The organism is Salinivibrio costicola subsp. alcaliphilus (assembly GCF_001996185.1).
Taxonomy (GTDB): Bacteria; Pseudomonadota; Gammaproteobacteria; order Enterobacterales; family Vibrionaceae; genus Salinivibrio; species Salinivibrio costicola.
In genome coordinates this window covers 37,058-60,545 of record NZ_MUFR01000016.1, presented here as the reverse complement: position 1 = coordinate 60,545, position 23,488 = coordinate 37,058, and the positions used below count along the sequence as shown (strand labels likewise).

General features: G+C 51.4%; 21 protein-coding genes. 12 read left to right on the top strand and 9 right to left on the bottom strand.

What is annotated here, in order from left to right; translation table 11 throughout:
• Positions 1-31: 31 nt before the first annotated feature.
• The 3 genes from galU to BZJ21_RS07395 form a co-directional block, all read right to left on the bottom strand.
• Positions 32-892, bottom strand: coding sequence for a UTP--glucose-1-phosphate uridylyltransferase GalU (galU, locus tag BZJ21_RS07405; protein ID WP_077669459.1), 861 nt, complete (start codon positions 890-892; stop codon positions 32-34).
• Positions 893-1,138: 246 nt separating this feature from the next.
• Positions 1,139-2,095 (bottom strand): acetyltransferase, encoded by a 957-nt coding sequence (locus BZJ21_RS07400; RefSeq protein ID WP_077669458.1) that lies wholly within the window; start codon positions 2,093-2,095, stop codon positions 1,139-1,141.
• A gap of 63 nt (positions 2,096-2,158) precedes the next feature.
• Complete coding sequence (locus tag BZJ21_RS07395; protein WP_021022706.1) at positions 2,159-2,866, bottom strand: LuxR C-terminal-related transcriptional regulator; 708 nt, start codon at positions 2,864-2,866, stop codon at positions 2,159-2,161.
• Positions 2,867-3,152: 286 nt separating this feature from the next.
• On the opposite strand from BZJ21_RS07395, the gene BZJ21_RS07390 reads away from it, so the two are divergent.
• Positions 3,153-3,704 carry a single-stranded DNA-binding protein gene (locus BZJ21_RS07390; protein ID WP_021022705.1) on the top strand — a complete coding sequence of 184 codons (552 nt, stop codon included), beginning with the start codon at positions 3,153-3,155 and terminating at the stop codon, positions 3,702-3,704.
• A gap of 122 nt (positions 3,705-3,826) precedes the next feature.
• Here the strand turns inward: BZJ21_RS07390 and BZJ21_RS07385 are convergent, their stop codons facing one another.
• Both BZJ21_RS07385 and BZJ21_RS07380 read right to left on the bottom strand, forming a co-directional pair.
• Entirely contained in the window at positions 3,827-4,987 is a 1,161-nt protein-coding gene (locus BZJ21_RS07385; RefSeq protein WP_077669457.1) for an alpha-hydroxy acid oxidase, read from the bottom strand.
• A 144-nt stretch (positions 4,988-5,131) separates the two neighbouring features.
• Complete coding sequence (locus BZJ21_RS07380; protein WP_077459909.1) at positions 5,132-6,019, bottom strand: LysR family transcriptional regulator; 888 nt, start codon at positions 6,017-6,019, stop codon at positions 5,132-5,134.
• Positions 6,020-6,138: 119 nt separating this feature from the next.
• On the opposite strand from BZJ21_RS07380, the gene csrD reads away from it, so the two are divergent.
• From csrD to tldD, 10 genes are all read left to right on the top strand, one after another.
• Positions 6,139-8,118, top strand: coding sequence for an RNase E specificity factor CsrD (csrD, locus tag BZJ21_RS07375; RefSeq protein ID WP_021022702.1), 1,980 nt, complete (start codon positions 6,139-6,141; stop codon positions 8,116-8,118).
• A complete protein-coding gene (locus BZJ21_RS07370) occupies positions 8,115-8,624 on the top strand; it encodes a hypothetical protein (protein WP_077669456.1) in 510 nt (169 codons plus the stop codon). The genes csrD and BZJ21_RS07370 overlap by 4 nt, the downstream gene beginning before the upstream one ends.
• Before the next feature lie 158 nt (positions 8,625-8,782).
• Positions 8,783-9,826 (top strand): rod shape-determining protein, encoded by a 1,044-nt coding sequence (locus BZJ21_RS07365; protein WP_077459908.1) that lies wholly within the window; start codon positions 8,783-8,785, stop codon positions 9,824-9,826.
• 33 nt (positions 9,827-9,859) lie between these two features.
• Positions 9,860-10,792 carry a rod shape-determining protein MreC gene (gene mreC, locus BZJ21_RS07360; RefSeq protein WP_077669455.1) on the top strand — a complete coding sequence of 311 codons (933 nt, stop codon included), beginning with the start codon at positions 9,860-9,862 and terminating at the stop codon, positions 10,790-10,792.
• Complete coding sequence (mreD, locus tag BZJ21_RS07355) at positions 10,792-11,280, top strand: rod shape-determining protein MreD (protein WP_021022698.1); 489 nt, start codon at positions 10,792-10,794, stop codon at positions 11,278-11,280. Before mreC ends, mreD begins: the two co-directional genes overlap by 1 nt.
• A gap of 9 nt (positions 11,281-11,289) precedes the next feature.
• Positions 11,290-11,856: a Maf family protein gene (locus BZJ21_RS07350; RefSeq protein WP_021022697.1), complete on the top strand. Its 567-nt coding sequence runs from the start codon at positions 11,290-11,292 to the stop codon at positions 11,854-11,856.
• A gap of 50 nt (positions 11,857-11,906) precedes the next feature.
• Positions 11,907-13,376, top strand: coding sequence for a ribonuclease G (gene rng / locus BZJ21_RS07345; RefSeq protein WP_077669454.1), 1,470 nt, complete (start codon positions 11,907-11,909; stop codon positions 13,374-13,376).
• A gap of 3 nt (positions 13,377-13,379) precedes the next feature.
• Positions 13,380-17,228 carry a YhdP family protein gene (locus BZJ21_RS07340; protein WP_077669453.1) on the top strand — a complete coding sequence of 1,283 codons (3,849 nt, stop codon included), beginning with the start codon at positions 13,380-13,382 and terminating at the stop codon, positions 17,226-17,228.
• 2 nt (positions 17,229-17,230) lie between these two features.
• Positions 17,231-18,049: a carbon-nitrogen hydrolase family protein gene (locus BZJ21_RS07335; RefSeq protein ID WP_077576249.1), complete on the top strand. Its 819-nt coding sequence runs from the start codon at positions 17,231-17,233 to the stop codon at positions 18,047-18,049.
• A gap of 67 nt (positions 18,050-18,116) precedes the next feature.
• Positions 18,117-19,565, top strand: coding sequence for a metalloprotease TldD (gene tldD, locus BZJ21_RS07330; RefSeq protein ID WP_021022693.1), 1,449 nt, complete (start codon positions 18,117-18,119; stop codon positions 19,563-19,565).
• Between the two features lie 36 nt (positions 19,566-19,601).
• Here tldD and yjgA read toward each other — a convergent pair whose 3' ends face one another.
• A complete protein-coding gene (gene yjgA, locus BZJ21_RS07325) occupies positions 19,602-20,129 on the bottom strand; it encodes a ribosome biogenesis factor YjgA (RefSeq protein WP_021022692.1) in 528 nt (175 codons plus the stop codon).
• A 128-nt stretch (positions 20,130-20,257) separates the two neighbouring features.
• Between yjgA and pmbA the strand changes: the two genes are divergently transcribed.
• Complete coding sequence (gene pmbA / locus BZJ21_RS07320) at positions 20,258-21,598, top strand: metalloprotease PmbA (protein WP_077459905.1); 1,341 nt, start codon at positions 20,258-20,260, stop codon at positions 21,596-21,598.
• Positions 21,599-21,739: 141 nt separating this feature from the next.
• On the opposite strand, the gene BZJ21_RS07315 is transcribed toward pmbA, so the two are convergent.
• Genes BZJ21_RS07315 through folB form a run of 3 tightly spaced genes read right to left on the bottom strand, consistent with a single transcriptional unit; the run spans position 21,740 to position 23,390 of the window.
• On the bottom strand, positions 21,740-22,537 hold the full coding sequence (locus tag BZJ21_RS07315) for an undecaprenyl-diphosphate phosphatase (RefSeq protein WP_077669452.1): 798 nt from the start codon (positions 22,535-22,537) through the stop codon (positions 21,740-21,742).
• Entirely contained in the window at positions 22,534-23,040 is a 507-nt protein-coding gene (gene folK / locus BZJ21_RS07310) for a 2-amino-4-hydroxy-6-hydroxymethyldihydropteridine diphosphokinase (protein WP_021022689.1), read from the bottom strand. The genes BZJ21_RS07315 and folK overlap by 4 nt, the downstream gene beginning before the upstream one ends.
• A complete protein-coding gene (gene folB, locus BZJ21_RS07305; protein WP_021022688.1) occupies positions 23,037-23,390 on the bottom strand; it encodes a dihydroneopterin aldolase in 354 nt (117 codons plus the stop codon). The genes folK and folB overlap by 4 nt, the downstream gene beginning before the upstream one ends.
• Positions 23,391-23,488 lie beyond the last annotated feature (98 nt).

Below are 23,488 nucleotides of genomic sequence, written 5' to 3'. Positions count from 1 at the left end.
AAAACCACTCGCGCCAGTGCACCTGAGGCGACTACGGATTTTTGACGGTTGCCTCATCTTTGTTACTGCTACCGAGGTAGTGATGCTGATAGCAGTGATTTGTGGCCTCAATAAAGCCCTCAATACTGCCACAATCAAAGCGCTCGCCTTTAAATTTATAGGCAAGCACACAGCCTGACTGCGCTTGTTTTAGCAAGGCATCGGTGATCTGCACCTCACCATTTTTACCTGGTGGGGTGTTTTCTAACAGATCAAAGATATCGGGCGTGAGAATATAACGGCCAATAATCGCAAGATTGCTCGGTGCATTACCGGGATCGGGTTTTTCTACCATATTGTCTACGCGGAAAAGGTCATCTTTGATCTCTTGGCCCGCAATCACCCCATATTTATGGGTTTCATCTTCTGGCACTTCTTCGACGGCGACAATGGAGCAGCGGAACTGATTGTAGAGCGCGACCATCTGGTTAAGCACGCCGTTGCCTGGATGAATGCAAAGATCATCAGCAAGGACGACCGCAAAGGCCTCATCGCCGACCAGATCGCGTCCCGTGAGGATCGCGTGTCCTAACCCGCGCATTTCATGTTGGCGAATGTAAGTGAAGGAGGCTTTTTCTATCGTATTACGAATATCGTCCAGCAGTGCTTCTTTATTGGTGCCACTGATTTGATGTTCGAGCTCATAGTTTTTATCAAAATGGTCCATAATGGCATGTTTGCCACGCCCCGTGACGATACACATACCATTGATGCCCGCTTCCAACGCTTCATCTACGCCATATTCAATCAGGGGTTTATTGACCACCGGCATCATTTCTTTCGGCATCGATTTGGTCGCCGGTAAAAAGCGGGTGCCATAGCCAGCCGCTGGGAACAGACATTTTTTAATCATCGTGGATCCTTTGTTTTATCGAGTCGCCATCAGCACGTTAGGCTGTATGTACGCCACTTACCGGCTTGCGAATAAGTGGCCACTCAGCATATATCTTATGAGGCAAAACGTTTTTTATAGAGCAACAGTTTGTTATAAAGCAATAGTTTGTTATCGAGCAATAGTTTGCTGGGTTACAGGCAGCGACGCAAGTCGTAAGCATACTCAGGGCGTGATAGCGTGACGGCTTCGGTATTGCTGATTCCGCTATGGCGAAAAATGTGCCATAAACGCGGCGGTAAATGCCGATAAGGCGGTGGCAGGCAAGGCATTGATGCCCGCCGCGGCAGCCCGACCGCCACCGGTAGCAAATTGCTCTGCTAACTGTACCGCGCCAGAGGGACGATTTAACGGCGCGCGGATACTGACCATCCAATCACCGCTCGGCATCGGCGTCAGTACAGCATGCGCACTGTCGGGCGCCTGATTTGCCAGCTGATTGCCTAACATACCACTGATGCGACGCGCCCAAGCAGCATCCGGTAACAGATAAATTTTACCCCCATCTCCAGTGGTTTCAGGCGCTAGCGCTTTCGCTTTATCACGGTCGCTTTGGTAGGCCTCTGCCAAGGTCGTTACAATGTCCGGATAAGCGCGCATAAAGGCATCGGGGGTATCAAAGCCACACAGATGCCGATATAAGATGGCAGGAGGCATGATGAGATCATCCAGGCTGGCGCCATAGCTATTGTAATTAAGATAGTGGCCAAGCTGTTCAAGCCGATCACGTTGGCTGGCTGCTATTTGTGACTGGTGGGCGAGGGCGTTAGCGGTACGATGGAGATTATCGCCATAGGCACCAACCAGCGCCCATTCTCGATATTGACCGTGCAAAAGTTTATCAATAATTAAGGCGGTGCAGGTGTTCGCGCTGGTATGAATGTGGGCGTGAAGCAAAGGCGATTGAGGCACGGCGCCGCTTTGGTGGTGATCGGCATAAAAAACCTGGGTGCCGGAGGCGAGCAAAGCGTCAAGAGCAGCTTGATTTTTGGCCATGGAGAGATCCATCACTGTGACCTGCTCAGTGGCCAGGGGAACCTGCTTTAACAGTGCAATATCACGTTTTACCCCGGTGATCAGCGTATTGGCTTCAGGGTAGGCAAGACGCCATTGCACCAAAGCCGCTAGGCCGTCTGCATCGCCATTAAATACATCGAAAGCCATCCTACAACGTCCTTTTTGGCTAAGAATCACACCATGGTAACGCGGGAACAGCTGCGGTCCAAGTTACCCATTGACCTCGTCATTATCGACTGGACCTTCTTGTCCGGTAAAGCCAATTAATGAGGCGTTATTTTTCGCCCAGAACACCGCTTGTACACGGTTTTTGACGTTGATTTTCTTAAACACGTTATACAGGTGCGATTTGACTGTGTGCTCACTCACCGCTAAGGCATTGGCGATATCTTGATTTGAGGCACCTGTGACCAAATGATGCAAAATCTGCTGTTCACGGTTAGTCAACACAACCGCCTGTTCGTCAATGGTTTGCTGGTGATGCTGTTGGTAATAATGGATTAAGGCAGCCATTTTATGGCGGGGCAACCAATACTCACCGGAAAACATCTTTTCAATGCCGTGACAAAGGTGATGCACTTCATCCTCTTTTTTAAATACCCCTTTGATAAAAGGCCAGCTCGCCAGCTCTTTGGCACTCAAATCATGGGCATTGAGTAAGGCGAATACGTGTTGCTCGGCAAAGGGTGCTAACGTTTGTTTGAGTTGGTCGGTAGCGGTGTCATCAAAGGCATTGAGATCAATGAGCACCAGTCCAGAGCGCGCAGTCAGTTTGGCTGCAATCTCGTGGGGAGGCACGAGTTCAACGGCACTATGTGTTTCTTTTTCTAAACACGTCATTAACGCCGAAACAGACATGCTAGGCTGGGAAATAAGAAGAAGGGTGTAATGGTCTGAAGTGGTTTCTGCTTGGTTCATAAGCATCCTACTGATGATCACTTAACAGGCGTCGCTGCGTGAGCGCTGGGCACTGTCCGTTCACAAACGCCAAGGCGAGGCAAGATTTGTATCAGTTTAAACTATTTTCATTGCTCAGGTATATCCACTTTGTGGTAACGCATTGTTACGCCATTGCAAGCGCAGAATCTGGAACCTGATCGCGTTGAAAAGCTTCGAACCTCGAGGGGGCTCGTGCTAGACTTCATGCTTATTTATCCAGTGAGCGAAATCATTTCGCGCGTAACAGCAACAATGGGAGTCACCTATGGCCAGCCGTGGCATAAATAAAGTCATCTTGATTGGTAATTTGGGCAATGATCCGGAAATCCGTTACCTTCCCAACGGCGGTGCGGTGGCGAACCTAAGCCTCGCGACCTCGGAGTCATGGCGTGATAAAAACACCGGTGAGATGCGAGAGAAAACAGAATGGCATCGTGTTGTGCTATTTGGTAAAACCGCAGAAGTCGCCGGTGAGTATTTGCGTAAAGGCTCGCAAGTGTATATTGAAGGCCAACTACAAACGCGTAAATGGCAAGACCAAAGCGGTCAAGATCGCTACACCACGGAAGTGGCGGTACAGCCGTTTAGCGGTAGCATGCAAATGCTGGGTGGTCGCGGCGGCCAAAACCAAGGCCAGCCAATGCAGCAGCCATCGCAGCAGCAAGGTGGATGGGGTCAACCTCAGCAGCCTCAGCAAAACATGAATCAACAACCACCTCAGCAGCAAGCGGCCCCGCAACCACAATCTCAGCCTCAGTCGCAACCTCAGCAGCAGTATAATGATCTGCCTGACTTTGACGACGATATTCCGTTCTAGGCTACGTTCTTAACCAACGGCTATCTGAGCGCCATATCGTTATCGACAAAGCTTGATCGACAAAGCGCCCCGTGATTGGGGCGCTTTGTTTTTATGATGTCGTATTGATTCACGGCATGAGATTAGGCAACGCCAGGTCCAGCCTTTAAAAAGTGAGGCAGTTGGGTTGGCGTGGGGCATTTTAATTGGCCCATCACCTGAGTCATTTGTTGAGTGAGCATTTCAATGGCATGCTCACCACCGTGTTGACCCACGGCGCCACAGGCATAAACAAAGGTTCGGCCCAGCAAGGTAAAGTCAGCACCCATTGCCATGGCCTGCGCTACGTTGCCACCGCTTTGTACGCCGCTGTCCATTAACAGTTTAATTTTATCGCCGTACTGATGCTTAATGGTTTGAATCGTGTCTAACGGGGATTCGCCCACATCTAACTGGCGGCCGCCATGATTGGATAGCACCACACCATCTGCGCCCAGCTTAACTGCTTGTGCGACATCCTCAGGGTTTACCAGCCCTTTAAGCACTAATGGCCCATCCCAGTTATCCCGGATCACTTTTAGGCTCTCAAAGTCGACCGCGCCCATCACGGTATTATTCATAAAGTTAGCCAGCTCGCTGGTGGGCATATTCTTGGGCATGTAAGGTTTCAAGGTCTGCATTTCAGGAACACCGGCAAGGAGTGTATGCCAGCTCCAGCTCGGACATTGCATCATTTGCGCGATATTACGAAGATTCATTTTGGGCGGCATGGCCAAGCCATTTTTGATATCGCGAGGACGATAACCAAAGGTGGGGACATCCACCGTCACCACCAGCACTTTATACCCTGCTCGTTTGATGCGTCCCATCAGATCGTCACGGATCTCGGCATCCGTCGGGTTATACAACTGGTACCACGCCGTGCCCTCAGAGATCTCGGCAATGGTTTCAAGACTCGCTGAGGATACGGTGCTGAGTACATAAGGAAGGTTCGCCTTGTAAGCCGCTTTCGCGAGAATTTCTGGCGCTTTTGGCCACATCAGCCCTTGTAATCCGACGGGCGCGACACCGAATGGGGCGGCGTAGTGTTTGCCAAATAGTTCGACCGATAAGTCAATGTCGGGGGTCGGGGCGAGTAAATCAGATTGCAGCTTTACTTGAGTGAAGGAGCTTGCATTGTGCGCCACCCCAATTTCGTCGTGACAACCGCCACAAAGATAATCAAACGCGAAGGCAGGAATACGCTTTTTAGCTGCTTTTTTAAGCGCAGGCGTATCAGGGTATTGAGGATGATAGTAAGACATAAATATCGTATCGCTGTGAGGTGAGTGTTTAGCCCTACCCTAGCGCAGCAATTGTTAGTGATATATAGACAAAAAATAAAATACTTTTTCCAAAATCGCCTAACCCCTGATAGAACCTAGCCTCCCATAAAAGGGTGGCGCGTGCTAAATGTACAACTGTTTAACTTTTTGTTTAATAAAATCGATAAATAGCTTGGTCTTCGTGTGGTTGTATTCCAACTTGGGGTAATACGCATAAGCCGATGAGCGTGGCTGCTTGAGTGCAGGCAATACGGGAACCAATAAGCCCTGATCAATTTCTTTTTGCACGGTCCCAGCCCCTCCTAAAATAATGCCCATGCCAATGACCGCAGCGCTCACTAAGGCTTCAGGGTTAGGCGAGACAAAGTTTCCCGACAACTGCAAACGTGTGCCATCTTCGAAGACCCGCTCTTGAGGCTGATGGGAGTGACCATAGAGCAAAATATTATGTTGGCTTAGTTGGTCAGGGTGGGTAATCGGCGCGTGCCGAGCAAGATAGGTGGGTGAGGCAAAAAAGCCAGGCTGAAAATCAAACAGCTTTGCCGCAATATAGCTGGCAGAGTTGAAGTACTCGAGCTCGCGGCTGATTACCACATCAAGATTAAGATCAGGGAGCTGTCCTGGGGTCAAGGTGGTGAGCTCAACCTTGATTTTCGGATAAATCTCAAGAAACTCAGCAATAAAGTTGACCAGAAAACGGTTCCCTGTCACCAATGGCGCACCAATACGCAATATGCCGCTGACTTCCCCAAAGGTAGACGTGGTTTCACTGACTAATTGTTGCCAATCGTCGACCCAGGTTTTTGCTCGGTGATAAAAAAGATCACCGGCATCGGTCATCGACAAGCTTCGGGTGGTGCGTTTTAACAGTTGCACGCCAAGCTGGCGCTCAAGCCAACTCAGGCGTTTGGATAAGGCTGAGCTTGAGGTATGTAGTTGCGTGGCAGCTTGTGCTAACGAGCCCTGATCGACCACACAAATAAAGCTTTTGGTACAGGTAATCCAGTCCATGAGTCCTCTTGGGGAAGAAAAGGTAGCCACGGATGGTGGCTAGGCATTCACATTATGATCACTAAGCCTGATAATAGCGGCTACGAGCCCCAAAAGGCGACCTCAGTCAGCAGAGAATCATGGATAGAACAGCTAATGCGATTAAAGTCAGCGGAATGAAGCTGACCAACCGACTCGTTGCATTTGTCACCTTAATCGTGGTGTGCGCCATTTTCGTTTTATTTATTGGTGGCGCTATCAGTTTTCGCCAGCTGGGGATCGACTTTATCTCGCATTACGTCGATGGCATGGTCGAGGTGATTGATCAAGAGATGGCGAGCGAGCAACGAGACAATCAGTATTTTTCACGCTGGTTGCCCAAAATGCTCAAAGCCAGTGACGTGACCTCTTTGACCATCTATTCAGAAACCGGGATCTTGTATCAATACGAACAAATCCAATATCAAACGATCGCCACACAACAAGTTATCACGCGAGATATTCCGCTCGACAGTCATCCTGGTTATGCCGTGAAACTCACATTTGTCCCGCCTTATGCCGAGTTTGCGTATTCGATTGGCCCCCTCTTTTCGTTGTCGGCGGCGATTTTGGTGATTGTCCTTGGTTTAGCGTGGGGGATCGGATGGTTACGGCGGCAACTGTATGGCAGTGAAGTCTTGGAGCAGCGTGGCCGATTAGTTTTGGCGGGCCGCCTGGATGAGGCACAGCAAGGCGACCCTCGAGAATGGCCTATTCCCGCGAGTGCTGCGTTGAGTCAGCTCATTGAGGAGCTTAAAGAGGCTCGGCAAGAGCGGAGTCGTTTTGACACCTTTATCCGCACTAATACCTTTCTCGATCAGCTGACGGGAGCCGCGAACCGCGTGATGTTTGATAACCGGCTGCATACACTGGCCACCGATGATGCGAGCCAAGGCAGTGTTATTTTAGTCCGTGTCGCCGACTGGGATGAGTTGGTCGCGCAACATGGTCAAGAGGCCGCGGATCACTTGATTCAAGCTATCGGTAACGTGCTTTCTAATGCGACTCAGCGTTTTCCCGATGCCGTGCTTGCGCGTTACTTTGCGTCTGATTTTGCCATCCTATTGGTCAACCAGGCAGGGGATGAAGTGCACCCTTTCTTGGCGCAAATCACCAACGCTTTAGATAAACTGACGCCGTCAGAGGCGTTGGATAAAGATAACTGGTTTCATTTGGGCATGACTTCTTTTGGCGCGGGGGAGCGGCGTGGCCGATTAATGGATGAAGCTGAGCGAGCGCTAAAAGCGGCGGAGCTAACAGGACAAAATGGCTGGTCACAGTTTGATAAACAACTCAGCCGTTTGGATAAACGCGGCAGTGTACGTTGGCGAACCTTACTCGAGTCGGTAATGGCGGGTGAAGGCCCCATGCTCTACCGCCAACCCGTGTTTGCACGAGATGGCAAAACCCGTCTCCATTATGAACTTTTGGGCCGAATTAAAGACGAAAAAGGTAAAGTGTTAAAAGCATCGCGCTTTTGGCCCGGGGTCGAGTGGGTCGGCATGGATGTTACTTTCGACAAGGCTACCGTAGGACGTGCGTTATGGTGGCTAAAAACGCGTGATTATATTGATAACTATGCAGTGAATGTTAGTGCATACTCACTATGTCAGCGCGAATTTGTGATTTGGCTGCGTGATGCCTTGCTACAAACTCCACGCAGTACATTAAATCGACTGCTGGTGGAAGTCTCGGAGGGCGCTTTAGTCTCGCACTTTGATGCCGCGCGACCTTGCTTACGAATGATTGCCGCGTTAGGGTGCCGACTTGTCGTTGACCAAGCAGGCAGAACGATAGTGAGCACTCACTACGTAAAAGATATTCAACCGGCTTATATCAAGCTGCATCGTAGCCTGGTCCGCAATATTCACCAACGCCCTGAAAACCAGCTGTATTTGCGCAGTGTGTTGGGCGCTTGTGAAGCAACCAGCACGGAGGTGCTGGCCGTCGGTGTGGAAACGAATGAGGAGTGGTCCGTGGTGAAAGATCTTGGTGTGGCAGGTGGGCAAGGGCGTTTGCTGGGTGCCGAAATGTCACCGCATCCTGCCCAGAAAAAGCGACGCCGTTGGGGAAAACGATGACGCTGAGGGAAAAAAAAGCACTTCAACAGGGACGTGGATGGTTAGAAGCCGTATTATTAGTCAGTATTTTGTCAGTTCTTGTCGTCATTGCGGTACCTAAGTTCTATGATTATGAAGCCGATGCGAATGTGTCAGCGTTGAAAGGGTTAAAAAGTGGTATTGATAGTGCCTCGACACGGACGTTTGCCTTGGCGAAAGCCGAGAAAATCACCGATCAGCCTGCTCAATCACTGACCGTCGACGGTATCGAAATAGGCGTAACATATGGCTATCCCCAAATCAGTGCGCTGCCTAAGTTAGTGAGCGCGCTGCAGGACACCACACGTTGGCAGATACGACGATACCCTGAACAAAACCGCGTTGACTTTATTTGGTTGTTCCATGAGCAGCCAGCGCCCGCGTGTTATTTGATGTATCAGGAGGCAACGGCTTCACAACAAGCGTCCACGACGTTGGTGATCGGTGAATCATGCCAGTCACCCGCGGCAGAAAAACAAAGGGAATGATGCGTTTTTGATGGAAAAATCATCAAAATGACAGCGCATTGAAAAAAAACACAGATCTCATTCAGGTTTAAAGCACCGTATCTTGCTGCTTACCGTGCGCGTTGATACATTTAGCTCAATTTGTCTGATTTCACAGCTTGCAGGATTAACTGACCATCATGTTTAAGAAACTTCGCGGGATGTTTTCCAACGATCTATCGATTGATTTGGGAACCGCCAATACACTGATTTATGTAAAAGAACAGGGCATTGTTCTGGATGAGCCGTCTGTTGTCGCTATTCGTCAAGACCGCGCGGGTTCTGCTAAGAGTGTGGCTGCTGTGGGTCATGATGCGAAGCAAATGCTGGGTAGAACGCCAGGTAATATTGCCGCGATCCGCCCGATGAAAGACGGCGTCATTGCTGACTTTTATGTCACCGAAAAAATGTTACAGCACTTTATTAAGTCTGTGCATGATCATAGCTACATGCGTCCGAGCCCACGAGTGCTAGTGGCGGTGCCTTGTGGTTCTACCCAAGTTGAACGCCGTGCCATTCGCGAATCAGCCGTGGGCGCGGGTGCGCGTGAAGTTTATCTGATTGACGAACCGATGGCCGCGGCGATTGGCGCTGGCCTGCCGGTTTCCGAGGCGACCGGTTCGATGGTGATTGATATCGGTGGTGGTACCACCGAAGTGGCGGTCATCTCGCTTAATGGTGTGGTTTATTCCTCATCAGTGCGTATTGGTGGTGACCGTTTTGACGAGTCCATTATCAATTATGTTCGCCGTAACTATGGCAGCTTGATTGGTGAAGCGACGGCAGAGCGCATTAAGCACGAGATTGGTTCAGCCTATCCGGGCGATGAAGTGCGCGAAATTGAAGTTCGCGGTCGTAACCTTGCTGAAGGTGTCCCACGTAGCTTTACGCTTAACTCCAACGAAATCTTGGAAGCGCTACAAGAGCCGCTGAGCGGTATCGTTTCGGCAGTGATGGTGGCGTTAGAGCAGTGTCCACCAGAGCTTGCGTCCGATATCTCTGAGCGCGGCATGGTGATTACCGGCGGCGGCGCTCTTCTGCGCGATCTCGATCGTTTACTGACCGAAGAAACGGGGATTCCGGTGGTTGTGGCGGAAGATCCACTGACCTGTGTTGCACGGGGTGGGGGTAAAGCGCTTGAGATGATCGATATGCATGGCGGCGATCTTTTTAGCGAAGATTAACGTGACTGTGCCAACAAACAGGTTGTTTTCATTATGAAACCTATGTTTGGCAGAGGACCGTCTCTGCAATTACGCCTGTTTTTCGCGCTTCTACTATCAGTCAGCCTTATGCTGGCTGATAGTCGTCTTGATGCTTTTGCCGGGGTCCGCTATTTCCTCAACACCTTGGTTGCACCGCTTCAGTATGCATCGAATGTGCCTCGTGACACCCTTGATGAATTAGTGATGCAGTTTCGCGCTCATCAACGTGTAGTGGCTGAAAATCGCGCCTTACGCAAACAAGTGTTGCAGCTCGAAAGTGATCAGCTTCTATTGGCACAGACAGAGCGCGAAAATCAACGCTTACGTGAGCTACTCGGATCGTCGTTTATTCGTGATGAACGAAAAATGGTCGCTGAAGTGATGGCGGTCGATTCTGATCCCTATAAACACCAAGTGATGCTCGATAAAGGACGCACCAATGGTGTGTATGAAGGGCAGCCAGTGATCAATGAACACGGGGTCGTCGGACAGGTTGCTTATGTCGGTGCGCATAATAGCCGTGTCTTGTTACTCACTGATCCTACTCATGCGGTACCAGTTCAAGTGATGCGCAATGATATTCGCGTGATAGCGTCTGGCCGTGGGACCACCGCCTATATCGGTTTGGATAATATTCCGAGTAGCACGGATATTAAAGTGGGCGATAAATTAGTGACATCCGGGCTTGGCGGCGTCTTTCCTGAAGGCTATCCAGTGGGCACGGTGACAGAATTCTCGTTTGATAATAAACGTCCCTTTGCGCAAGTCACCGCGACAACCGCAGTAAAATTCGATCGGTTACGTTATCTTCTTTTAGTCTGGCCAACCCCAGAAAAAGCCGATAATGCGCCCTCCGATCGGCCTATGAGTCAATCGTCATCTGAGCAAGAAAACCCGTCATCTGACTCTGCGTCGTCGTCAGGTAGCGAGGGAGAATCACCATAATGGCAAATGTGACATTTCGTGGCCAATTGGTTATTTGGCTCTCCTTCATGGTTGCGTTGATTTTGCAGGCCGCTCCTTGGCCCGGTGAACTGGCGCCTTTTCGTCCTTCTTGGGTCTTGCTCGTCGCATTTTACTGGGTTCTGGCGTTGCCACATCGAGTGAATGTGGGGACAGCGTTAGTAGTCGGGCTTTTATGGGATCTGATGTTGGGCTCCACCTTGGGCGTTCGAGGGATGACCATGGCCATTTTGATATATATTGTCGCGCTTAATTTTCAATTACTGCGCAATATGTCCTATTGGCACCAAGCGCTTTTACTGTCTTTACTGACCTTGGCTGGAAAATTGATCGAGTTCTGGGCGGAGTATTTAGTCTCTAACGTACAGTTTAATCCTGAACAGCTTTGGGCGGGTGTGCTTAACTTCATACTGTGGCCCTGGGTGTTCTTACTATTGCGCCGGTTACGCCGTCGGTTTGCCATTCGTTAGCGAGGGACTATGCATTGTGATTTATACCTGGCCTCGGGATCGCCTCGACGCCATGAACTGCTCACCGAAATGGGCGTCAACTTTTCCCGTGTCGTCATCGATGTAGAGGAAAAACAAAACGCGAGCGAATCGCCCTATGCCTATGTCTCACGCTTGTCGCAAGATAAAGCGCGAGCCGGCGTGATACAAACGGGTGGGCACATCCCGGTACTTGGCGCGGATACCATTGTGGTTGATGGTGACCAAGTACTGGAAAAGCCGATAGATCAAGCCGATGCAACCCGGATGCTTAAACAGCTGTCTGGGCGAGAGCATCAAGTGATGACGGCCGTGACAGTGGCAAATGCCATCAAGCAAGTCACCACCGTTGTCACCACCAAAGTCTGGTTTTGTTCACTGACGGATAAGATGATTGATGCTTATTGGCAGTCGGGGGAACCCGCGGATAAAGCCGGTGCATACGCGATTCAAGGATTGGGCGGTAAGTTTGTGACCCGTATCGATGGAAGCTATCACGCCGTCGTTGGTTTGCCACTGTATGAAACCGAGCAACTGCTCAAACAATTTTCGGTCTGAGCGCACCAACGAGTGGCGCTAGGCCCCACTTTTGAGACATCGGGGAAACCATGAGTGCGGAACTGTTAATAAACGTCACACCCAGTGAAACGAGGGTGGCGATGATAGAGGGGGGCAACCTCCAAGAAATTCACATAGAACGTGAAGCGAAACGCGGAATTGTAGGCAATATCTACAAAGGTAAGGTCAGTCGTGTTTTGCCTGGAATGCAGGCAGCCTTTGTCGATATTGGCTTAGAGAAGGCCGCGTTTTTACACGCCTCTGATATTGTTCCTCATACCGAATGCGTATCAGAAAACGAGAAACAGCAATTTCAAGTTCGCGATATCTCCGAACTTGTCCGTCAAGGGCAAGATATTGTGGTGCAGGTGGTGAAAGATCCGCTAGGCACAAAAGGCGCGCGTTTAACCACTGACATTACCTTGCCCTCGCGCTATCTGGTTTTCATGCCTGGCGCTGCCCATGTGGGCGTATCGCAACGGATCGAGAGCGAATATGAGCGCAAACGCCTAAAAAGCATCGTCAGTGAGTATTGTGACGAGCTGGGTGGCTTTATTATTCGCACGGCCGCTGAGGGCGCAACAGATAATGAAATGGCGCAAGATGCCGCCTTTTTAAAGCGATTATGGAACAAGGTATTAGAGCGACGCGCCCGATATAAAACCAAGTCCATGCTGTATGGCGAGCTTGCGTTGGCGCAGCGCATTGTCCGTGACTTTGTCGGCACTGAGTTAGACTTGATTCGGGTCGATTCCAAACAGGCCTATGAAAAGCTACAAGAGTTTACCGCCGAATTTGTGCCTGAATTAGCCGATAAGTTGGCGTATTACGACGGACAAGCGCCCATCTTTGATATGTATGACACGGAAAACGAAATTCAACGATCGTTAGAGCGTAAAGTACAGCTAAAATCGGGCGGCTACCTGATCATCGACCAAACGGAAGCGATGACCACCATCGACATTAATACCGGCGCCTTTGTTGGACGCCGCAACCTCGATGAAACCATTTTTAATACCAACATTGAAGCCACTCGCGCTATTGCACGTCAGCTTCGGATGAGAAATCTGGGCGGGATCATCATTATCGACTTTATCGATATGAGCACGGATGAGCATCGCCGTCGGGTGCTGCACTCGCTTGAGCAGGCATTGAGCCAAGACAGAGTAAAAACCAACATTAATGGCTTTACCCAGTTAGGCTTGGTCGAAATGACCCGTAAGCGGACACGAGAAAGCATCGAACACGTGCTGTGTGGTGGATGTCCAACGTGTGATGGGCGTGGCTCGGTCAAAACCGTGGAAACCGTCTGTTATGAGGTGTTGCGAGAAATCACTCGGGTCAATCGTACCTATGATGCGGATAAGTTTGTTGTCTATGCCGCGCCGGCAGTCATTGAAGCCCTTGCCGGTGAAGACTCTCACCTTGTGGCTGAATTGGAAATATTTATTAGTAAGCAAGTCAAAGTGAAGTCAGAGCCTTTGTATACACAAGAACAGTTTGACGTAGTAATGATGTAAGCCATGGCTTGGGTGAGAAAAAGTGTCAGCTGGTTAATGACCAGCGTGATCAGCATGATAGTCATCACCGCCTTATTGATAGGCGGTTTGCGTTTTCTATTGCCCAATGTTGAGCTTTTGCAAGCGCCGTTGCGGCAATGGGTGTCTGAGCAGACGGGATTCAGTGCGCAACTTGAGGGCATCGCCGGGCAGTGGCGTAATTTGACCCCTTCACTGACATTAAAAAATGTCTCTCTAGCGACGAGCGATAATGGATCGGCGCTTTTGACGGCTCAGCATATTGATTTACAGCTTGATGTCTCCGCGACACTGATGCGTTGGCAACCGGTTTTTTCTCATGTAACACTCGATGGCCTGGTGCTGGATACCGGTCAGTTGCCAGAAAAAGACACGGGTACCAATGTGCGTGCCCGGCTTGAAGATCTCTTCCTTGCCCGTTTGGGCCAATTCTCGATACCGAACGCCAAAGTCATCCTGGTGACCCCATCGCTTGAAACAGAAGTATTAACTATCAAGGATCTCTTTTGGCGTAATCAAGCAGGACAACATCAGGTACAAGCGCGAATTGGGGTGAAAGGAACCCAGTTAGAAGCCGTGCGTGTTAAAGCCGCTTTCACTGAAACCCACGGCGTCGACACCCTGACTGGCGATTTTTATCTTGCCAGTGAAGCGATGGATCTCGCGCCGTGGCTCACGCAAACATTAACGCCCTCAGTGACCATTGATGCGGCGCGTTTAGATGCCCAAGCCTGGGTGCGCGTGGAACGCGGCCAACCCCGTGATGCGTTGTTATCGATTGATGATCTCGCGCTCAAATGGTATGACAGCACGGAAGAGGCAAAAACCTGGGCGGTGAAAGATAGCCAAGTCCAACTGACCGCAGAAGGCAAACGTGCGTGGCGCGTGGATACGGACGGAGTATGGGTGAAGCAAAATGCCACCACAGCCCCTGCGATTTCTCGGCTGTCATGGCAAGGAACGAACGAGCGTTGGCGTCTCAATGCGGCCGACCTGGATATTGCCTTATTACAGCCTTTACTCGGCTTGGTCAGTCAGTCGGAACAACAGCACCGTATAGCGGCCGCGCTGGCACCGGCGGGCCAGGTTGAATCCCTCGCATTAAGCAAACAACCGACAACGCCGCTACGCTATCAAGCGACACTGACCGAGGTGTCGGCCGAACGCTGGGGGTATTTTCCGGCGTTTCATGGCTTAAATGCTACCCTATCTGGCGAGGGAGGACGTGGTCAGGCACAGCTTGAACTTGGCGCGCAGTCGCTGCCATATGGCGACTTTTTTCAAGCGCCTTTGCCACTTGAACAAGGTCAGCTCACCCTCAATTGGCAACCGACGAGCCAAGGCGTCTCGATTTGGAGCGAAAAGGCAGCGGTCACCGGTGCAGATGTTCACGGAACCGGCGCCTTTCGTCTTGATATTCCCAAGCAGGGGGCGCCATTTCTTGCGCTTTACGCCCATGCCGATGTGACCGATGCCGGACAAACGTGGCGTTATTTGCCAACGCGCGCCCTGCCTGAATCACTGACCGGATATTTATCACGTGCCATTCAAGGAGGCCAAGCCGAGGGCAGTGAAATTCTTTGGTTTGGTGCCCTAGATAGTTTTCCATACCGTGAGCATGATGGCATTTTTCAAGCCAAGGTGCCGCTGCGCAATGGGGCATTTAGCTTTGATACCGCCTGGCCGACGCTGACAGAGCTTGATGCGACACTCTTGTTCGACAACGCAGGCCTGACGATTGAGGGGGATCATGTTCGCTTAAACGATGCCGTCAGTCGTCAGGTTCAGGCAAACATTGTCGACATGACCGAGGCAGACAGTCGCCTTGAACTCAAGGCCTCGCTCTCGGCGACAGGAGACGCGGTACACCGCTATATGCTGGCCACCCCATTAGTGGATACGGTCGGTGCCGCCTTAACCCATATCAACGTCGACGGATTAGTCAATGCGCAGTTAGGTTTATCGATCCCGCTTGATGGTGAGCAACCTCATGCAAGCGGCAAGGTGGACTTTGCGGGTAACCAAGTCAGGATTCAAACGCCTGCTATGGCCTTGGACAATGTTTCGGGGGCACTGGCGTTTGACGACGATGGCATCACGGCCCAATCGATGAGTGCTCAGTGGCTGGGGCAAGCTATCAACCTAGATCTTGCGGGCGAAGCTGCCTCTGCCGGCTATCAGTTGGATGTAGGTATCGAGGCGGATTGGGACATAGTGCCATTGCTGAACCAGTTATCGCTGCCGCTCAAGCCTTACCTTTCTGGTGGCGCACGTTGGCAGGCTGGGCTCGATCTTACCCTTCATGATACGGGGTTTGACTACCAGCTCGGCATTGATGTCGATACGACACCACTGCAATCAACGCTGCCTGCGCCGCTTCACAAACCGCGTTGGCAAAAAGGGCAGGCGCATATAGAAGCAAGCGGTAACCGTGAAGGGTTAACGGGGCGCGTACAGTTGCCAAATGTGAATTATCAAGCACGAATTAATACCCAAGGTGCGACCCCAGAATTTGTGTCCAGTCAGTGGCAAGTTGGCGATAAACAACCCACACTCCTCGCCACTCGCGGTCATCGCTTTGATCTGGCACTTGCACGCTTGGATGTAGACGCGTGGCACGCAGTGTGGAAACACGTGCGGCAAGCATGGCCGGATCGGCAACATCAATACCCTGGCTTACCGATACCGCAACGTGTGAATGTCAAAGTCGATCAACTCTCGGCCGGGAAGCTCGCTTTTCATGACTTATCAGTGGCCGCGCGTCAAAAAGCGAAGGGATGGCATGTGCTGGTCGGCAGTCAAGAGCTCAGCGGACAAGCAAACTGGCCAATAGAAGGTCGTTTAACTGTCGATATTGATCACTGGCATATCCATCGACAGCCGTCCGACCAGACCCAACCTACCGACGCACCACTCTTTCAGCCTGTGGATTCCCAAGCAGACAAAGCCTTACTGGCGGCCATTCCACCATCACGCCTCACGATTGATGATCTTTGGTTAGAAGGGTATCGACTGGGACGTGTCGAGGCCGTTGTCAATAAACACGATCAGCAGCTAACACTGTCGTCACTGACGGTAAAAAGCGGCAATAACCATGCAGCGGTCAATGGGCATTGGCGGATAGATAAACAAGGGCGCCATCAAACCGCATTGACGTTAGCGCTGGGTGGCGAAAGTACCTCGGATCTCATGGGACGATTTGGCGTCAGTGGTGGGATCCAAGATGCAAGCTTTACCACCCAAGCCGCACTGAATTATGCCGGTTTACCTTGGCAAGCTGATATATCCAGCCTCAATGGCGAGGTAAGTGCGGATATCCAAGACGGTTATATCAGTGGTGTTGGTGGCGCGGGCAAACTGTTAGGGTTATTTAGCTTAGATTCTATTTTGCGTAAAATTCAGCTCGATTTCTCGGGCGTGTTTGACGATGGGCTGGCGTTTGATGACATCACGGGGCGGGCCGTGATCACAAATGGCGTCTTGGTCACCGATAATATCCGCATGGATGGCATTGCCGGTGATATGGTTATCAAAGGTATTGCCAATTTAGTGGAAAACCAAGTCAATGCGGATGTGCGTTTTACGCCGGATATTACCTCAGGGATCCCGGTATTAAGTGCCTTTGCGGTTACGCCGCAAACCGCGCTGTATGTACTCGCGGTGACGACAGCAATTTCTCCGGTGATGGATGTGTTTACCCAAGTACGCTACCAAGTGACAGGTTCGATTGGCACACCAGATATTCGGGAAGTGTCGCGTAACCAAGAAGCGTTAGCCCTTCCCCCCGAAGCGACTGAACGATTGCGCGAGCAGGCAGAAAAAGCCAAGGAGTGAGCATGATGAAAGCCGGTGTTATCCAAATGACATCCAGTGCCGATCCCGCCCATAACATGAAGACACTGCAAGCCAGTTTGCACCGACTCAGTGATCAAGGCGTGAAACTGGTGCTGACCCCAGAAAATGCGTTAGTGTTTGGCGGGAAACATGATTATCAACGTCATGCTGAACGATTGGGCCATGGCCCGTTACAGCAACAGCTTGCCAAGTTGGCGCACCAGTACGACCTTTGGTTAGTGGTGGGCGCTTTTCCCATCCAAAATGACAACGGGCTGCTGAGCAGTACCAGTTTAGTGTTCGATAATGCCGGGCATCTTCGGGGCAGCTACGATAAATTACATTTGTTTGATGTCGAGGTGGCTGATGCGCATGGCCGGTATCGAGAGTCAGATTACTTTGCTGCGGGCGACCAACTGTCGACGGTGAATACGCCCTTCGGTTGCCTAGGGTTGAGCATTTGTTACGATCTACGGTTCGCGCCTTTGTACCAAGCGCTACGCGCGCAAGGGGCCGATGTCATCACCGTGCCGGCAGCTTTTACCCGCGTGACCGGTCAAGCGCATTGGGAGCCCCTGCTACGCGCTCGGGCAATTGAAACCCAGTGTTGGATTATTGCCGCAGGCCAGTGTGGCGAGCACAGTAAAGGGCGGCAAACCTGGGGGCACTCGATGATTATTGATCCCTGGGGGCAAGTGGTCACATCCCTGGGGCGTGAACCCGGGGTGACGTGGGCAGAGCTTGATTTTAGTGTCAGTGAATCCATTCGGGGCAAGATGCCCGTACTGTCTCATACCCGGTTGCAAAGCCAACTGAAATAGCGCACCCTCGGCGCGTTATCTTTTTCTTTCGGCTGCCAGCTCGGCGGCCACAACCAAGAGTAAGCGAATGAGTCTGGAACAGGTCGAAGAAACCTTACTGCGCCCGGCGGGCGTGAGTGAGTCGCAGCTTCATGCGACGCTGGCGCACTTAAGCGGTCGCCAGATTGACTATGGCGATATTTTCTTCCAATCCACTTGGCATGAATCGTTAGCGCTGGAAGACAGCATTATTAAAGACGGCTCCTTTAATATCGACCGTGGTGTTGGTGTCAGAGCAATTAGCGGAGAAAAAACCGGCTTCGCGTATTCTGATCAACTTACCATTGATGCGCTGATGCAAAGTGCGACTGCGGCGCGGGGCATTGCACCTGTGGGTGGACACGGTAAGGTCAGCGCCTTTCGTGCCGTCCAAGCGACCCCTTACTATGGGCCCATCGATCCGCTGGGAAGCCTGACGCGTGAGCAGAAAATTGATTTATTAAAAGAAATCGATAGCTATATTCGTGCTAAAGAGCCACGCGTCAAAGAAGTGAATGCCAGTTTAAACGGCTTGTATGAGCAAGTGCTGATTGCGGCGACGGACGGTACCTATGGCGCCGACATTCGTCCTTTGGTGCGCTTATCGGTCTCAGTGTTAGTTGAGCAAGATGGTCGTCGTGAGCGCGGCAGTGCTGGTGGCGGTGGCCGCTATGGTTACGAGGTCTTTTTGCACGAGCAGGCGGGTAAGTCGCGCGCGTTGCAATTTGCTGATGAAGCTATCCGTCTCGCGCTGGTCAACCTTCGTGCAGACGCGGCACCAGCAGGGACGATGCCCGTGGTGTTGGGCGCAGGTTGGCCGGGCGTGTTGCTGCATGAAGCGGTCGGTCACGGGTTAGAAGGGGACTTTAACCGCAAAGAGTCATCGGTATTTACCGGTAGCCTTGGTGAGCAAGTAACCTCTCCTCTATGTACCATCGTTGATGACGGCACCATGAATGATCGTCGCGGCTCGTTGAGTATCGATGATGAAGGGGTGCCAGGCCAGTACAATGTATTGGTCGAAAATGGCGTACTCAAAGGCTATATGCAAGATAAGCACAATGCCAAACTCATGGGTGTGGCGCCCACCGGGAATGGTCGTCGCGAGTCTTATGCACACTTGCCGATGCCACGCATGACCAATACCTATATGTTAGGTGGAGACAGTACCCCTGAATCGATCATTGCCAGTGTTGAGCGAGGCTTATATGCGCCGAACTTTGGCGGCGGGCAGGTCGATATCACCTCGGGGAAATTTGTATTCTCCACGTCAGAAGCTTACCTGATTGAAAAGGGTGAAATCACTACTCCGGTGAAAGGCGCGACCTTAATTGGCAGTGGTGTTGAAGCCATGCAGCAGGTATCGATGGTGGGCAATGATCTGGCGATTGATCCTGGCGTTGGGGTTTGCGGGAAAGCCGGGCAAAGCGTGCCTGTTGGTGTTGGTCAACCGACATTGAAATTAGATGCGATGACCGTCGGTGGCACCGAATCTTAACCAATCTACGCCAGTGCGAGGCACTGGCGTATTGTTTTATAGGCTTTGGTCGTAAAAGCCTTTGAGATATTGGAAGATCTCGCGATAGGCCTTGGGCGGCTTATTTTGCTGTTGCTCTTTTTGAGCCTGACGTGCCAACTGGCGTAAACGCTGACGGTCAGCATCAGGATACTGTAAGAGCGCATCACTAATCGCACTATCGCCCTGATCGATAATACGATCGCGTAGCTGCTCAATTTTTTGTAGCGCCATGCTATGTTGAGCATGTTTGTTCTGCAACTTATCGAGCGCCGCTTGTATCGGTTCAGGATCGCGCGATCGCATCAATTTGCCCACGTACTGGAGCTGGCGTCGACGGGCTTCGTTTTTTAAACGTTGTGCGTCGAGAATCGCAGAGAGCAAGTTGTCATCAAGCGGGAATTTTTCTAATACCGCGGGTTTGAGTTTAACCAGCGCTTCGCCGAGCGATTGTAAAGCAAGCATATCGCGCTTCATCTCGGACTTGCTAACCCAGATGATTTCTTCCTCTTCCTCCCAGGGAGCGGGTTTATTTTTACGGCCCATGTTCAACCTCAGTGAGAATGTGCAATGACACGTATGTTAACAAGAAACGCGCCCAAACGCGGGCTTTTTTATCATAGCCTCGCTGAGCTCACGATGTCGAACTCGAATGCGAATCAAAAAGGTCAACTATGAGTGTGAAACAACAGGTCGCTGAACAAGAGCAGCAGCTTCGCCAAGCGGTAAGTCGTGCGCTAGATATGGCGTCGGCGCGAAGTGATCAAGCCGAAGTCGCTATCACCAAAAGTACCGGCATCAGTGTAAGCTCGCGAATGGGCGAAGTCGAAAACGTTGAATTTAATCAAGATGGTGCGCTCGGCATCACCGTGTATCGCGATCAGCGTAAAGGCAGCGCCTCCACCACCGATTTATCTGAAAAAGCGATAGCTAAAACGGTCGAAGCCGCGTTAGAAATCGCGAGCTATACCTCGCCCGATCCCTTTGGTGGTCCGGCGCCGAAAGACTTGATGGCGTTCGACTACCCGGATTTGGACTTGTTTTATCCGGATGAGCCCGAACCGGATACCGCCGCGGCATTGGCGATTGAAGCTGAGCAAGCAGCCCTGAATCATGACAGCCGGATCAAGTTCAGTGATGGTGCCAGCTATGACAGTCACTATGGGATCCGAGTATATGGCAATAGCCACGGTATGCTCGGGAGCTATCCGTCAAGTCAACAGGCGCTAAGCTGCTCGGTGATTGCGCAAAGCGAGGGCGGCATGGAGCGTGACATGAGCTACACAGTGGCGCGTGACAAAGCCGATTTATGGACCCCTGCATTTGTCGGGGTTGAAGCGGCCAAACATGCGGTTGCCCGTTTGAACCCGCGCAGTGTTTCGACATGCCAAGTGCCCGTGATGTTCGATCGTAGTGTCGCAACGGGGTTGTTTGGTCATTTGGTCATGGCGATTAGCGGATCGGCACTGTACCGCAAATCCTCGTTCTTATTAGACAAAAAGGACGAGCAGATATTTCCGCATTGGCTCACTATTAATGAATTGCCCCATGTGCGTAAAGGGGCCGCCAGTGCGCCGTTTGATAGCGAAGGGGTGATCACACAAGACAGACGCATTATTGAGCAAGGGATCTTGAAAACCTATCTAGCGACCAGTTATGCCGCCCGTAAGCTAGATATGGCACCCACAGGTCATGCCGGCGGGATTCATAACTGGTATGTGAGCCACACAGGCCAAGATACGGATGCCATGCTTAAAACATTAGGAACCGGATTGCTGGTTACCGAACTGATGGGGCAAGGTGTTAACCCAGTCACCGGCGATTACTCACGCGGTGCCGCTGGTTTTTGGGTGGAAAAGGGCGAAATACAGTACCCAGTCAGTGGGATCACCATTGCTGGTAACTTGAATGACATGTTTGCCAATATCGTCGCCATCGGCACTGACATTGAAACCCGCAGTCAGATTCAAACCGGGTCGATCATTATTGATTCAATGAAGGTGGCTGGTGAGTAAGGTGTTTTAGCCACTCGACCACGACCCTCTGCAATCAGGACGTAGCGCTGCAATTAGGACGAGGTAAAAAAGCCGAGGCAAAAAAATAAACCAAGCACGAGCGCTCTCGTGCTTGGTTTTTTTTACTCAGCGGTGCCTGTTTTATCCGGCGATAAAAGCGATTAAGACCGCGCCGAGTACCAGACGATAGATAACAAAAGGAAGCATTCCCACGCGCGTGACCAATTTCAAAAACGCGTGGATACAGGCATATGCACTGACAAACGAAACCAACACGCCCACACCGATTGGCTCTAACGCAACCGGCTCAGGACTCGTTGCCAGTTGCAAACCAAGGTAGGAACCCGCCAGAGTGATGATCGGAATCGACATCAAAAACGAGAATCGTGCCGCGGCTTCGCGTGTGTAGCCCAGCATTAAGGCGGCGGTGATGGTCGCGCCAGAGCGAGATGTCCCTGGGATTAATGCCAGCGCTTGTGCGATACCAATCAACCATGCCCGCGACTGGGTGGTTTGGTATTCGTCATTGGCAAGCCGCGCGTGACGATCGGCCCACCACAATAGGGCGCCAAATGCCAAGGTAGTGGCTGCGATCACCCATACCGAGCGTAAGTACAATTCTATCAAGTCTTTTAGGAACAGCCCGGCAAGACAAGCTGGGATAGTCGCTAAGACGATCATCCAAGCTAATTGACTATCGCGGCTGTGTTTTCCTGCTAAGGATGCGAAAAACGCGCCGAGCAAATTCCGGACTTCACGGCGAAAATAGCCGATGACTGCCGCCAACGTGCCCACATGCACGGCCACATCAAACGCTAACCCTTGATCGGCCCAACCAAATAACTGGGAAGGAAGGATCAGGTGCGCGGAGCTGGAAATGGGAAGAAACTCAGTCAGTCCCTGAATCAAGGCTAAAAAGAAGGCTTCGAATAGGCTCATGATGATGATTGATCCTTCAAATAGGCCGGCGTATCAATAGGCCATAGTGGTTGGTGCTGGTCAAATGCCTGCCAAAGTTGAGCGAAGGTACGACCATCTCCCGGCACCGCTTGTGTTGGACACAGTTCGGCGAGCGGCCAAAGGGTAAAAGCAAATTTATAGATATCGTTGCGGGGTAGGGTAGGGCCACTGGGTTGACAGTGATCACCAAAGATGAGTAAGTCGATATCCAAGGTACGATCGCGATACTTAATGTCATCACGCTGACGGCCATGCTGCCGTTCGATATCGCGGATGGCCTGCCAAAAGGTCTCTAATGGCTGGGCGGTATGAAGTTCGGCAATGAGATTATAAAAGTTAGGGCCTTCAAACCCGACCGGCTCGGCTTCAAAAATGCGAGAAAACCGACACTGTGGATCGAGTTGACGCAGAGCGTGAACGGCCGCTTCAATATGAAAATCGCGCTCAATGTTCGAGCCGATACTGACTAATGCTTGTGTCACCGTGTGCCTCGCTCTATAACAACGCCTACAGACTGTGCGGGCGCCACAGCGCCGGGTTTGGCGACGCGGATTTTCACCCAAGGCACGCCAAATTGAGATTGGATCAGGCTCGCAACCTCTTCGGCGACGCGCTCGATGAGCGCGCAGCGGCTGGCTTGAACGTGGGCAATAACGGCGTCACTGACGCTAGCATAATCAAGCGCAAGGGTGACGTCATCCTGTTGGGCCGCAGGGCGATTGTCGTGCGCCATTTCAATATCGAACACCAACTTTTGCTGGATGGTTTGTTCCCAATCGTAAACACCGATAGTGGTGTACACGTCGAGTTGTTCTATGAATACGGAATCCATGTTTTTTCACACTCCGTGACAGGTCGGATACCACTGTGGTAAGAAAGTTCGTATCATTGGATGTGTCCATTGACAGATGGATACGTGATACGTTCCGA

What these genes read in the sequence shown, in the direction of transcription:
- rng (WP_077669454.1), top strand. Translation starts at nt 11,907, where the DNA reads ATGAGTGCGGAACTGTTAATAAACGTCACACCCAGTGAAACGAGGGTG.
- tldD (WP_021022693.1), top strand. Translation starts at nt 18,117, where the DNA reads ATGAGTCTGGAACAGGTCGAAGAAACCTTACTGCGCCCGGCGGGCGTG.
- BZJ21_RS07315 (WP_077669452.1), bottom strand. Translation starts at nt 22,537, where the DNA reads ATGAGCCTATTCGAAGCCTTCTTTTTAGCCTTGATTCAGGGACTGACT.
- folB (WP_021022688.1), bottom strand. Translation starts at nt 23,390, where the DNA reads ATGGATTCCGTATTCATAGAACAACTCGACGTGTACACCACTATCGGT.
- mreD (WP_021022698.1), top strand. Translation starts at nt 10,792, where the DNA reads ATGGCAAATGTGACATTTCGTGGCCAATTGGTTATTTGGCTCTCCTTC.
- csrD (WP_021022702.1), top strand. Translation starts at nt 6,139, where the DNA reads ATGGATAGAACAGCTAATGCGATTAAAGTCAGCGGAATGAAGCTGACC.
- BZJ21_RS07350 (WP_021022697.1), top strand. Translation starts at nt 11,290, where the DNA reads ATGCATTGTGATTTATACCTGGCCTCGGGATCGCCTCGACGCCATGAA.
- BZJ21_RS07340 (WP_077669453.1), top strand. Translation starts at nt 13,380, where the DNA reads ATGGCTTGGGTGAGAAAAAGTGTCAGCTGGTTAATGACCAGCGTGATC.
- BZJ21_RS07380 (WP_077459909.1), bottom strand. Translation starts at nt 6,019, where the DNA reads ATGGACTGGATTACCTGTACCAAAAGCTTTATTTGTGTGGTCGATCAG.
- BZJ21_RS07400 (WP_077669458.1), bottom strand. Translation starts at nt 2,095, where the DNA reads ATGGCTTTCGATGTATTTAATGGCGATGCAGACGGCCTAGCGGCTTTG.
- BZJ21_RS07335 (WP_077576249.1), top strand. Translation starts at nt 17,231, where the DNA reads ATGATGAAAGCCGGTGTTATCCAAATGACATCCAGTGCCGATCCCGCC.
- BZJ21_RS07370 (WP_077669456.1), top strand. Translation starts at nt 8,115, where the DNA reads ATGACGCTGAGGGAAAAAAAAGCACTTCAACAGGGACGTGGATGGTTA.
- galU (WP_077669459.1), bottom strand. Translation starts at nt 892, where the DNA reads ATGATTAAAAAATGTCTGTTCCCAGCGGCTGGCTATGGCACCCGCTTT.
- BZJ21_RS07390 (WP_021022705.1), top strand. Translation starts at nt 3,153, where the DNA reads ATGGCCAGCCGTGGCATAAATAAAGTCATCTTGATTGGTAATTTGGGC.
- BZJ21_RS07395 (WP_021022706.1), bottom strand. Translation starts at nt 2,866, where the DNA reads ATGAACCAAGCAGAAACCACTTCAGACCATTACACCCTTCTTCTTATT.
- yjgA (WP_021022692.1), bottom strand. Translation starts at nt 20,129, where the DNA reads ATGGGCCGTAAAAATAAACCCGCTCCCTGGGAGGAAGAGGAAGAAATC.
- mreC (WP_077669455.1), top strand. Translation starts at nt 9,860, where the DNA reads ATGAAACCTATGTTTGGCAGAGGACCGTCTCTGCAATTACGCCTGTTT.
- BZJ21_RS07385 (WP_077669457.1), bottom strand. Translation starts at nt 4,987, where the DNA reads ATGTCTTACTATCATCCTCAATACCCTGATACGCCTGCGCTTAAAAAA.
- BZJ21_RS07365 (WP_077459908.1), top strand. Translation starts at nt 8,783, where the DNA reads ATGTTTAAGAAACTTCGCGGGATGTTTTCCAACGATCTATCGATTGAT.
- pmbA (WP_077459905.1), top strand. Translation starts at nt 20,258, where the DNA reads ATGAGTGTGAAACAACAGGTCGCTGAACAAGAGCAGCAGCTTCGCCAA.